The sequence below is a fragment of the Paenibacillus alba genome (assembly GCF_013204855.1).
In the GTDB taxonomy this organism is placed as follows: domain Bacteria; phylum Bacillota; class Bacilli; order Paenibacillales; family NBRC-103111; genus Paenibacillus_E; species Paenibacillus_E alba.
The window spans coordinates 1-11,933 of the sequence record NZ_JABMKZ010000043.1 but is presented as its reverse complement, the minus strand read 5'-3'; the positions used below and the strand labels follow the sequence as shown (position 1 = coordinate 11,933).

The 11,933-nt window shown below is 49.8% G+C and carries 11 protein-coding genes; 10 read left to right on the top strand and 1 reads right to left on the bottom strand.

Annotation, left to right across the window (positions count from 1 at the left end):
* Window position 1: 1 nt before the first annotated feature.
* Window positions 2–319 carry a hypothetical protein gene (locus tag HQN90_RS32480; protein ID WP_173226801.1) on the top strand — a complete coding sequence of 106 codons (318 nt, stop codon included), beginning with the start codon at window positions 2–4 and terminating at the stop codon, window positions 317–319.
* 58 nt (window positions 320–377) lie between these two features.
* On the opposite strand, the gene HQN90_RS32475 is transcribed toward HQN90_RS32480, so the two are convergent.
* A complete protein-coding gene (locus HQN90_RS32475) occupies window positions 378–1,580 on the bottom strand; it encodes an MFS transporter (RefSeq protein ID WP_173226799.1) in 1,203 nt (400 codons plus the stop codon).
* A gap of 153 nt (window positions 1,581–1,733) precedes the next feature.
* Here HQN90_RS32475 and HQN90_RS32470 point away from each other — a divergent pair, with 153 nt between their 5' ends.
* The 9 genes from HQN90_RS32470 to helD all read left to right on the top strand — a co-directional run bounded on the left by HQN90_RS32470 (window position 1,734) and on the right by helD (window position 11,418).
* Window positions 1,734–2,315 (top strand): TetR/AcrR family transcriptional regulator C-terminal ligand-binding domain-containing protein, encoded by a 582-nt coding sequence (locus HQN90_RS32470; RefSeq protein ID WP_173226797.1) that lies wholly within the window; start codon window positions 1,734–1,736, stop codon window positions 2,313–2,315.
* Window positions 2,316–2,410: 95 nt separating this feature from the next.
* Entirely contained in the window at window positions 2,411–2,728 is a 318-nt protein-coding gene (locus HQN90_RS32465; RefSeq protein ID WP_173226795.1) for a hypothetical protein, read from the top strand.
* A gap of 93 nt (window positions 2,729–2,821) precedes the next feature.
* Complete coding sequence (gene uvsE, locus HQN90_RS32460; RefSeq protein ID WP_173226793.1) at window positions 2,822–3,811, top strand: UV DNA damage repair endonuclease UvsE; 990 nt, start codon at window positions 2,822–2,824, stop codon at window positions 3,809–3,811.
* 98 nt (window positions 3,812–3,909) lie between these two features.
* Window positions 3,910–4,680, top strand: coding sequence for an enoyl-ACP reductase FabI (fabI, locus tag HQN90_RS32455; RefSeq protein WP_171694138.1), 771 nt, complete (start codon window positions 3,910–3,912; stop codon window positions 4,678–4,680).
* A 173-nt stretch (window positions 4,681–4,853) separates the two neighbouring features.
* The gene (locus tag HQN90_RS32450) at window positions 4,854–5,714 is read left to right on the top strand and encodes an inositol monophosphatase family protein (RefSeq protein WP_173226791.1); all 861 of its coding nucleotides are present in this window, start codon (window positions 4,854–4,856) and stop codon (window positions 5,712–5,714) included.
* Between the two features lie 429 nt (window positions 5,715–6,143).
* Window positions 6,144–7,121 carry a sugar kinase gene (locus HQN90_RS32445; protein ID WP_173226789.1) on the top strand — a complete coding sequence of 326 codons (978 nt, stop codon included), beginning with the start codon at window positions 6,144–6,146 and terminating at the stop codon, window positions 7,119–7,121.
* Window positions 7,122–7,149: 28 nt separating this feature from the next.
* The gene (locus tag HQN90_RS32440; RefSeq protein ID WP_079410744.1) at window positions 7,150–7,812 is read left to right on the top strand and encodes a bifunctional 2-keto-4-hydroxyglutarate aldolase/2-keto-3-deoxy-6-phosphogluconate aldolase; all 663 of its coding nucleotides are present in this window, start codon (window positions 7,150–7,152) and stop codon (window positions 7,810–7,812) included.
* A 64-nt stretch (window positions 7,813–7,876) separates the two neighbouring features.
* Window positions 7,877–8,761 carry a VOC family protein gene (locus tag HQN90_RS32435; RefSeq protein ID WP_173226787.1) on the top strand — a complete coding sequence of 295 codons (885 nt, stop codon included), beginning with the start codon at window positions 7,877–7,879 and terminating at the stop codon, window positions 8,759–8,761.
* A gap of 215 nt (window positions 8,762–8,976) precedes the next feature.
* Window positions 8,977–11,418: an RNA polymerase recycling motor HelD gene (gene helD / locus HQN90_RS32430; protein ID WP_173226785.1), complete on the top strand. Its 2,442-nt coding sequence runs from the start codon at window positions 8,977–8,979 to the stop codon at window positions 11,416–11,418.
* The last annotated feature ends 515 nt before the right edge of the window (window positions 11,419–11,933 follow it).

The window sequence follows — 11,933 nt, the reverse complement described above, 5'->3', positions numbered from 1 at the left end:
AATGGGATTTCAAACGGAGTTTAATTCAGTATGCAAATTCAAGTCCGCACAGGAGCTTTTTGAGCTTCTGGAGTATGGCCGCGGCAAAATGGTGAAGAGCGGCTTCCGCGTCTTCCCGACAGGTCAGAAGGTTATCGCGTATACACCGGAGAATGAGGCGATTGCGATTGTTCGCATCGTTGCTTCCATCGCGGAGATCAATTTCCAAGGGGAAGAAGTGACCCAGGTAGAAATGGAACTCATTCGCCGATTGAACGAAGAGGAAGCGAAGATTCAAACGGCGCTGGCTTACGAGATGTTTTTCGGTGAGCAAGCGTAATCGATTCAAGTAGAAGGAAAAAGGCGCCGTCCCGTGGGGATGGCGCTTTTTCGTATGCTTATGCTTTCGCTGGGGATCTTTTTTCCGTAAAGTAGTAAAGTAAAGCCACAAGCGGCAGGACAATCCCAATCAGAGTGGTGAGATTCCAGCCCCCATGAGCGTAAGACCAGCCGCCCAAAGAGGAGCCGACCGCACCGCCAATGAAAAAGATGGACATGAATAACCCGTTCAGACGCCCTCTTGCTGCGCTCCCCAATGAATAAATCGCTCGCTGCCCAAGCACGAGATTTCCCGATACGGCCATATCCAGCATAATAGCGGCAAGAACAAGCAGGCCAAGAGCTGTTGTTGAGTGGGTTTGGAAGAGATAAGCCAGCACAAAAGACAAGGCGGCAATCAGCATCGCCAATCCGGTCAAAAGCCGCGTCAGGCCTTTGTCCGCCAGTCTTCCCGCAATCGGCGCTGCGATGGCCCCGCCTACGCCTGCTAAGGCAAATAAGGCGATGCCTTGCTGGGACATTTGGAATTCATCGGCCAACCGCAAAGGCACCGTAGTCCAAAACAGGCTAAAGGATCCAAATAAAAAGGCTTGATAGAGAGCCCGGCGGCGCAGTATAGGCGTTTGTCGTAAAAGAACAACTAACGAGACGAGCAGTTCACCGTAGTTGATCGTAGGCGAAGGCTTTCTTTCAGGAAGAATGCGCCATAAAAGTACCGTCAAAAGCGTAATGACAACCGCCGACAAAGCGAAGACAGCTTGCCATCCCCAGAAGCTGGCAATGAAGCTTGCCACCGGACGAGCAAACATAATGCCGAGGAGCAGTCCACTCATCACGTTCCCCACTACGCGGCCGCGCTGCTCTTCCGAAGCTAAATAAGTCGCGTAGGGGACTAATATTTGAGCGACCACAGATCCTAAACCGATGAAAAGGGACGCAATCAGAAACAGCGGCGCATTCGTTGCGAATGTTGCTCCGATCAAAGCAGCTACCACCACAATTAGCGATATGACGGCGAGACGCCGATTTTCAATGATGTCACTGAGCGGTACGATAAATAAGAGTCCTACCACATAGCCAATTTGAGTTAAAGTAACAATTAACCCCGCCGCTGCGGAAGAAAGACCTGTATCGGCACTAATTGGCCCTACCAGGGTTTGAGCATAATAAAGATTAGCTGCGATAAGACCACAGGCAGATGCCAACAAAAATGTCATCCAGCTCGAAATGCGTTTCCCTTCCATTCCTTTTTCCGTTTGCATAGCAATCGTCCTCCTTATTAAATACTGAACGTATAGTTTACTAATTGATAATTACACAATATACTGAACGTACCGTTTTGTAAATAGGTGATTTTTCTCTGAACGATTATTTAGTATAATAAACGTATAGTTTTTATTTAAGGAGGGATTCGTGTGAGTGTCAAAAGAGGACGTCCACGTAATCTGGAAACACAACAGTCTATCCTTGCTGCTTCGTACGATTTATTGCTGGAGCTCGGTTTTGGGGCAGTAACTGTTGAGAAAATCGCTGAACGTGCCCAAGTTAGCAAAGCGACCATTTACAAATGGTGGCCCAATAAAGCGGCCGTTGTTATGGATGGCTATATGTCCGCGGCTACGGCAAGACTGCCAGTACCTGACACGGGCTCCGTATTTAGCAATGTTCTCATCCATGCGACGAATGTAGCCCGCTTTTTGATAAGTCGGGAAGGTAAAATCATTGCGGAATTAATCGGTGAAGGACAGTTTGATGCAGGATTGGCAGAGGCTTATCGCACGAGATACTTCCAGCCTCGTCGGCGTGAAGCACGGCTTCTTTTGGAGCAAGGGACTCAGAGCGGGGAATTGAAAGCAAACCTTGATCTGGAAATATGTATTGATCTCATATACGGGCCTATATTCTATAGAATGCTGTTAACCGGAGACAAAATAGATGATTCTTATGTGCATAGTCTGGTGACAATGGCTTTTGAAGGGATTAAAACACAGTCGTAGGATAGACAGTACTATAAGAAGTTAGTACTTATGCTTCCTTGCCGGAAAAGCTACAATATTTCTAGTAGATTTCCGGTTTAAAGGAGCGTGTCCAAGTGAATCAAATCATTCCCGCGAATCGCAAATTCATGGCGTATTGGCTTTTCAATCTTATACTTGGCATACCGACGCCTCATGTGCTCATTTATATGATTTTTGGCTTTTATGGCTTCATGGCCAGACCTGCCGCGCATGAGCGTTATATGGCTATCGCAGCGCTTTGTGTCTACGTGTTGGTTTGGGTAGTTGGCAACTATATCGTTTTGCGGAAAGAAGACCGCGGGACCAAGCTCGGCATGCTGGTGCTAAGTTTCCTGCCGCTGACGGTTTCGGCTTTTATCAGCTTCAAAATTATTGCGGCACTATCCTCCTGAACGCGAAAACGGGAGACGTGTGTATGTGCGGCTGTTCCAAAGGGTACCCTATAGAGGGATTTTTTACATACTCATAATGGAGGTTACACGCGCATGATCATTCGCCTGGGGTATGTGGCCATGTCTACCGTTGTTAAGAACGCATCGCCGTCGAAAACAATGACACTCACGAGCTTCAGCAAGCTTCTGGATCGGGAAGCGGCTATTCGGAAGCTGGAACGGCTTGGTGCTGAAAATTTGCATAATACGCTCCGCTTGCTGAGACATAACCGTGCGCATGATATTATGGTTTTTCGCTTTTCTTCCAGGCTGATTCCCCTAATCGGGCATGAAACGCTGGCAGATTGGGACCCGATTCCGACGCTTTCTGCGGAGTTCGAAGAGCTTGGCAGCTATGCCAAGAAGTCGGGCATGCGCGTGAGCTTTCATCCGGATCATTTCACCGTGCTGAGCACTCCCAAGGCAGATGTACTGCAGAAATCCGTTGAGGATCTGGAACGGCATGCCGCGATGTTTAATGCAATGGGGTTAGGAATGGAAGCTATGTGCAACATTCATGTTGGCGGCTCATATGGCGATAAGGAAAAGGCAGCCAAGCGCTTTATTGCAAACTTTTCCACGCTGCGTCCTGAGATTCAAAAGCGGATCACCCTTGAAAATGATGATAAAACGTTCAACGCCCGTGAAACGCTGGAAATCGCCGAAAAGGTGGGAGCACCGATGGTGCTGGATATTCATCATCATGCTGTGAATAACGAAGGAGAGGATGCGGTCGATTTGTGGCCGCGCATTCAGCTGACATGGGCTTCAGCTCAGATTGAATCCCAAGAAGTCGGGGCAAATGCCCTTCCTCCCAAAATTCACGTTTCCAGTCCCAAAAGTGATAAGGATCCAAGAAGCCACGCTGACTATGTGGAGGTTGGACCTCTTCTTGCCTTTCTGCGAGGCATAGCGCCCATTACGCCCAGACTCGATATCATGATTGAAGCGAAGATGAAGGATGAAGCCTTATTTCGACTCATGGAGGATTTCAAGGAACAAGAGGGCGTTACCGTTGTGGATCAAGCCTCGATTGAGCTATAAGCTGTATATTTAATCCTTGAATTGTTGGACAAAATGGGGTAGTTTGGAGAATGGGAATAAATGCCGCATAATCCAATGTTGAGAGGGGTTTTACTACCATGAGTCAACTGTTAACCGGAAAAAATATACTTGTTATGGGTGTTGCCAACGATCGAAGCATCGCTTGGGCAATTGCTCAATCTTTGGCTGCACAAGGAGCAAACCTTGTATTCACGTTTGAAAATGAACGCGTTGAGGAACGCGTCCGCAAGCTTGCGGACACGATTCCAGGCTCAACCTTGATGCCTTGCAACGTAACCGTAGATGCTGAGATCGAAACGTTGGCTTCTACGCTCAAAGAGAAGTTTGGCGTGCTTCACGGACTTGTACATAGTATTGCTTTTGCTAAAACGGAAGAATTGGACGGGCTGTTCGTTGATACTTCGCGTGATGGCTTCGCTCTGGCACATGACATTAGCGCCTATTCCTTGGTAGCCGTATCCAAGCGCATCTACCCGCTGATGACAGAAGGCGGCAGCATCATGACGATGACGTACCTTGGCGCTGAGCGCGCGATGAAGAACTACAACGTCATGGGCGTTGCCAAAGCTGCGCTGGAAGCCAGCGTTCGCTATTTAGCGGCTGACCTTGGCCAATTCGGTATCCGCGTAAACGGTATCTCCGCTGGTCCTATTCGCACCTTGGCTGCCAAAGGCATCAAGGACTTCAACTCCATCCTGCGCCAAGTCGAAGAGAAAGCTCCGCTTCGCAAAACAACGGATACAGCTGAAGTAGGCGACACGGCCATGTTCTTGATGAGCAACCTGTCGCGTGGAATTACGGGAGAAGTTATCTATGTGGACGGCGGCTATCACATCGTCGGAATCTAAGAGGACTGTTCAAATCCGTATTGCTTAACCGCAATACGGATTTTTTTATGCAAAAAGATAAAAAAATGTAAAAATGTACGAATAAATTGGGATGAAACGCTCTAGTATTTAAAACGTATAATTTACTATACTTAAGATACTTTGAAATTATTGAAAAGAAAGAGTTGATATACATGGTAAATGGTGAGGCGGAACCGTTTGTGATTGGGAGCAAGAGCTTCACGGCAGTCGCAATTAACACAGCAGCCAAAGCGGGTCAATGGATCAAAACGAAATTAGGAGACATCAATCGCATAGATACAAAATTCTCCTCGCAGGATTTGGTTACCGAAGTGGACAAAGGCTCAGAGAAGCTTATTCGCAATTTGATTATGACGCATTTCCCTAACCACTCGATCCTTGGCGAAGAAGGTGTGGAGCCAGGCCCCGAGGCTTCAGCCAAAGCGCTTCAAGCGATGAGTGATGAGGAATATCTCTGGATCGTAGATCCGATCGACGGCACAACCAACTTCGTTCATGGCTTCCCGTTCTACTCTGTTTCTATCGCGCTGGCGCACAAGGGAGAAGTTATCGTAGGTGTCGTCTATGACCCTTCAAGAGATGAGCTGTTCGTTGCTGAAAAAGGCAAGGGTGCTTACATGCACGGCAAGAAAACAGAAGTTTCAACGGAAGAAAAGCTGGAAGTCAGCTTGGTGGCTACCGGCTTCCCCGCTGATCGTCAAGGGGCTTTGGTTGTTAATCTTAAAGGCGTGCAAGCCCTCTCGCCTAAAGTACGCAACCTTCGGGTTGCCGGCTCGGCAGCGCTGCACTTGGCTTACGTCGCCGCAGGTCGTCTTAGCGGCTTCTGGGAGATAGGTTTGAACTCTTGGGATATCGCCGCAGGCGCGCTGTTGATTCAAGAATCAGGCGGTCAAGTGACCGATACAGAAGGTAAGCCGTACAGCTTGGCTGTTCGTAATATCCTTGCGACGAATGGCAAGATCCATGAGGAATTACAGCAAGAATTGACCGCCGCTGAAGCGACGGGATTCTAAGCGTATAGGTAGAAATAGGGAGAGCCACTGAGGTGGCTCTTTGTTGTTTGAAGTTGAGAGGTTCTTGTCGTCTCTTCTCGCTCTGAGGCGATCTAAGAGGCGGTTGCTTTCTATAAACCTGCGATTGTGCAGGCTTTTGAGGCTTTTTCTGGATTTGAGGCCGGAATGGCAGGAAATACCTGCACAATTGCAGGCATTTCCGCTTTTCATCCCAATTCGCCCGAAATTCCTGCACTTCTGCAGTTTTTTTCAGTTAGGTGAAACGAACTGGAACACTGTGCTAAAGGGAGATTTTAGAAGATAGATTCTACAGGTTTGAGTCTGGTGTAAACGGTTCATATGCACTATAATATGAAGTAGAAGGTTTATTTAAACGTTTCAATTAACGGGGTGTGGACTCGCGCAACCGGGAATGAATGGAGAGTTTCTATGACGACGAACGCGCAAGTGCAAGCGGCAAATAGTCCTGAGATCGTCACTTTCGGGGAGACGATGGCGCTGCTTATGCCTTCCAGTGGGAAGGGTTTGGAATATTCCGCAGAGCTTCACAGCTTGTTTGGCGGTGCGGAAAGCAATTTGGCGATCGGCATCTCACGGCTTGGAGGCAAGGTGGGGTGGTTTGGCCGGCTAGGGAAGGACCCTTTGGGTCGCATGATTTTCAAAAAGCTCCGTGGCGAGGGCATTGACGTTTCCAGAGCAGAGCTAACAGGAGAAGCACCGACTGGATTGATGATGCGTGAAGTGCTCATGGGCAAAACATCCGTCTATTATTATCGTAAAAATTCGGCGGCCAGTCAGACGAGCGTGAAGCATTTGGACGAGACTTATATTGCCGGGGCCAAGATATTGCATGTGACGGGCATTACACCGGCTTTGAGCCAGTCCTGCAAAGAAGCTGTCTTCGAAGCTGTTCGAATGGCTCGCAAGCATGGTGTTAAGGTCAGTTTCGATCCCAATTTGCGTTTGAAGCTTTGGAGTATCGAAGAGGCACGTCCTGTGCTGCTTGAGCTTGCTCAATTATCGGATATTTTTCTGCCAGGTCTGGATGAACTGAAACTGCTTTATCAGACAGAGGATTGGGATGTCATCGTGGGCAAGCTGCGCGAATTGTCGGCCATCTCGATCGTCAAAGGCGGAGATAACGAGACGTATGTCGTCACTCCTGACACGATTACGGCTGTGCCTTATTTCAAGGCAGAGCAAGTGGTTGATACGGTTGGCGCGGGCGATGGGTTTTGTGCGGGCTTTCTGGTCGGAGTCACGAAAGGGTATGACTATGCAGAAGCCGTACGTATCGGCAATCTGGTAGGTTCCTTGATCGTTCAGACCGAAGGAGATTGGGAAGGCGCCCCAACGTGGGAGCAAGTCGATGCAGTCCTTCATGACATTAAACATATTGAACGATAAATGTTAACAATAGAAAGGGAAGATACCATTGAAAAAAATTAAATTGGTTCAGCAAATATCCAATGAAGGCGTAGTTGCCGTCCTCCGTGGCGAAACGCCGGAAGAAGTCGTTGAAATGGCGGATCAAGCCATTGCAGGGGGCATTAAAGTCATCGAAGTCACAATGACTGTGCCTTTCGCGCTGCGCGCGATCGAGACGCTGGCGAAGCGCTACTCGAGCACAGCGCAGGACGCGGCCAAGTACGCGATTATCGGGGTGGGCACAGCCCTAGACCCGGAGACGGCGCGTGCCGCGATTCTCAGTGGGGCCGAGTTCGTCGTAGGCCCCTCGCTCAACCCGAATACGGTTGCGCTATGCAACCGATATCGCGTGCCCGTCATGCCAGGCTGCATGACGATTCAAGAAATCCAGACGGCGCTTGAGCTTGGCGTCGATATCGTGAAGCTGTTCCCGGGCAATCTCTACTCGCCGGGAATGATCAAGGCCATCAAAGGTCCGCTGCCGCAGGCGAACATTATGCCAACAGGCGGCGTCTCGCTCAGCAACCTCGCCGAATGGATCGAGGCCGGCGCTGTAGCCGTCGGAATCGGTTCCGATTTGACAAGCGAAGCTGTCAAAACCGGCAATTACAGTCTTGTCGCTGACAAGGCCGCTCAATATATCGCAGCCTACAAAGCAGCCAAGAAGTAGGAAAAACGTACGCTCCGTCGAAACCATGACGGAGCGTATTTTTTTATACGAAAAGGAGAAAAAAATGGACCCTAATAAAGCGAAGCTGCTGCTGCGGGTGGATCAAGTGGAGGCCTCGTTAGCCTTTTATACGGGAAAGTTGGGTTGGGAAGTCATTGAGCGCGCAGCTTCGGGTCATGCTGTTTTGCTGCAAGTAGGGAAGGATTACCGTGCTGTGTTGATAAATAGGAGCCAAACAGCAGCCCAGCAAGAAATGGATTCTGAAGAGAGCTGCATAGCCGAGTGGCTTCAACCAAAGCCAATCTGTCCGCAAGCGGGGGATCTCGTCTACATCGGGGTGAACTCCGTTCAAGAGGTGGAGAGAAGCTTGCTGGAGCGGGGGCTGGCTCAGCTGCATAAAGAAGAGGACCCAGGTCATATTCGGAAGCTGCTTGTACCTAGTGTAGATGGGTACATGTTGGTTTACTGGGAGGAGCTTTATGCTGCAGATGAAGAGATTATTGCGATGTACGCAGAAGGCATCGAGGCATTAGACGAAGTTGTTGCCAGTCTGACAGATGTGCAACTGAATCTCAGAGAAGTACCTGAAAAGTGGTCCATCCGCGAACACGTGCTGCACTTAATCGACCTAGAGCTAGTCACCATACACAAAGTGAAATTCGCCTTGGCAGAGTCGGGACGCACCTATGCAGGCAATTCATTTTCACAGGACGATTGGAGTCAGGGGCTTCAGTATGCGAATCGCCCTATCCATGTTGAAGTCCGCATGTTCGTTGCTTTGCGGCAGCATATTCTCAGTCTGTGCGATTATCTGCCAGATGCGCTGCAGCGAACGATAATCACCAAGGACCGCGAGGAGTCTGTAGGGAAATTGCTTAAAATGATGGCGGGTCATGCGATGCATCATATCCGGGCTGTGAGACGTATTCGGGAACGGCACGAGACCTAGTCAAAGCATTTGGAGAAGCCATACAGGATAAACATAGAAAAACCCAAGTCCACGAATGGATTTGGGTTTATTGTTGATTTCTGAAAAGGAAATTGATAAGATAAAGAGTGATTGATAATAAATGGGATAAATAACATTATTATCCTAATATAATTATAGCACTAAGACGGGCTTCGTGTCAAATCACAGGCAAAAGTTAGAAAAGAGGCGATCTTATGAGCTTATTAGAGCAAGATTGGTCAGCTGAAAAGACGAGAGTGCAAGAAGTAACGACCAAGATCCAAACAAAAATAAACGGGCTGGAGGAGCAAATTGGCCAAGTGCAATCCGATGTAGTGGATATTCGGAAGCACTACTGGGATGACGTTACGATGGATATGAGTACGGCCGAGGACGCGGCAGAGTCGATTGCCAGCATCAAACAGCAGGCGGAAGTTTTATCGGAGCGGGAGCGGACACATCGCCAAGCTTCAGCAGCATTGGGGAAAATGAGGAGGCTTGTGCAATCGCCTTATTTTGGCCGGATTGATTTCAAGGAGAAAGACGAGCGAGCATCAGAAGCGATCTACTTGGGCATTGCGGCTTTTTTGGATGAGCAAAAAGAGGAATATCTTGTGTACGATTGGCGAGCGCCCATTTCCGGCTTGTATTATGATTTTGCGCCAGGAGAAGTGGCTTTTACAACTCCGAATGGGGTCGTAGCAGGCGAGATGCTGTTGAAGCGCCAATTTGTCATTCGAGATCGTGAAATTCGACTGATGTTCGATACGGGCGTAACGATTGGCGACGAACTATTAAAACAGGTGCTTAGCCGAAGCTCTGATGCGCAAATGAAGACCATCGTTGCTACGATTCAAAAGGAACAAAACCGCATTATCCGCAACGACAAAGCGCAAATGCTTATCGTACAAGGGGTTGCAGGAAGCGGCAAAACATCAGCGGCGCTGCAAAGAGTCGCCTACCTGCTCTACAAGCACCGCGATCAATTAAGCTCGGATCAGATGGTGCTGTTTTCGCCAAATCCGCTGTTTAATCATTATGTTTCCACGGTGTTGCCTGAACTAGGCGAAGAAAATATGCAGCAAACGACGTACCAAGCCTACTTAGAGCATCGATTGGGCGATAGGTTCGAGGTAGAGGATTCGTTCACCCAATTGGAATATGTGTTAACGAGAGGACTGACTCCTCAGGCGGGTGAAGGGGCGACATTGACTGCAAGTCCTGAGGCTGAGCAACTGTATCAAGCGCGGCTTAGTGGGATTCGCTACAAGTCATCTGCTGACTATCTCGCTGTGATTCAGGCGTATAAACTGCGTTTGGAGCGTGCCGGCATGCAGTTCAATCCCATCCTGTTTCGCGAGCAAGAAGTGGTGAGTACGGCTAGGTTAATTGAACGCTTCTATAGCTACGACACTGCGATTCGGCTTCCGAACCGTTTGGAATTGATGCAGGGCTGGCTTCTGGAGCAATTAGAGCATTTTGCCGAGCGGGAACTGGAAGCGGCTTGGGTGGAAGATGAGATTGAACTTCTTAGCAGTGAGGATTATCACGATGCTTTTGTTCGGCTGCGCAAGCTGGAAAGAGGTCAGGGAGCTACCTTTGATGATTTTGATCAAGAAAAAATATTGCTGGCTCGCATGGTGATCAAGGAGCAATTAAAGCCTATTCGAGCTGCGGTGAAGCAGTTGAAGTTCGTTGATATGATCGGCTTATATGCGCAATTACATGAGGATAGGAAGGCTGCTGCGGCCGACGAGGACTGGGTTCATCAGATCGCAGCGAAGCCTTCCTGCTGGTCTTCGATCTGCGAGCGGACGCGGGAGGAGCTGGCCCAGGCCAGGCTGCCGTATGAGGACGCTACGCCGTTTCTGTATTTGATGGAAGCGGTCTGCGGCTTCCAGACGAACGGCGCTGTGCGCCACGTCATCATCGACGAGGCGCAGGATTATTCCCCGTTTCAGCTGGCCTATCTGAAACGGCTGTTTCCGCGCTGCCGCATGACGGCGCTTGGAGATCTGAACCAGGCGATCTATTCGCACGCTTCCGCGTATAGCGAAATGGATCCGATCGCCGCGTTGTACGGGCCGGAACAAACGGAAGTTATCCGTTTGTTCCGGAGCTATCGCTCCACGCGCGAGATCGTGGAGTTCACCCGCGGCATCGTGCCCGGCGGCGATGCCATAGAGCCCTTCACCCGCGCCGGCGCTAAGCCGCTGGTGATTCAAGCCAGCGATCGCGGATCGCTGCATAGCCTGCTGGCAGCCGAGATTGCGCGGCTGCTCGGCGAAGGCTATGCCTCCATCGCGGTCATTGCCAAGACCGCGAGCGAGAGTCGGCTCGCGCATGAAGCCCTAGAGCCCCAGCTGCAAGCGCCTTTGGGGCTCGTCACCAAACACAGCCCGACCTTTGAGTCGGGCGTGCTAGTCATCCCTTCGTATCTTGCGAAGGGGGTGGAATTCGATGCCGTACTCATCTATGATGGTTCCCATCATCAGTACGGCCACGAAAACGACCGCAAGCTGTTCTACACGGCTTGCACCAGGACCATGCACGAGCTCAGCATCTTCTCGCTAGGCGAACCGTGCCAGTGGATCACGAATCAATCCACTGACACTTATGAATTTGTGGTGGGGGAGGAGTCTGAGATGCATTCCTGAGGGAGGGGGATAGTTGTAGGCAGGTTTGTGTCTATGCTCACTATCCCATTGGCTCAGTGAGTGGTCTGAGATACATTTCTGAGGGAAGGGGATAGTGCAGGCAGGCCTGTGCCTATAATCACTATCCCATTGTCTCAGGTGGGAGTCTGAGGATACAGCCTGAGGGAAGGGGATAGTGCAGACAGGTTTGTGTCTAAGCTCACTATCCCATTGTCTCAGGTGGGGGAGTTTGAGGATACAGCCTGAGTGAAAGGGATAGTGAAGCAGACAGGTCTGTGTCTATAATCACTATCCCATTGGCCAGGTGGGAGTCTGAAGATACAGCCTGAGGGAAGGGGATAGTGCAGATAGGTCAGTGTCTATGCTCACTATCCCATTGTCTCAGGTGGGAGTCTGAGGATACAGCCTGAGTGAAAGGGATAGTGAAGCAGACAGGTCTGTGTCTATAATCACTATCCCATTGGCCAGGTGGGAGTCTGAAGATACAGCCTGAGGGAAGGGGATAGTGCAGATAG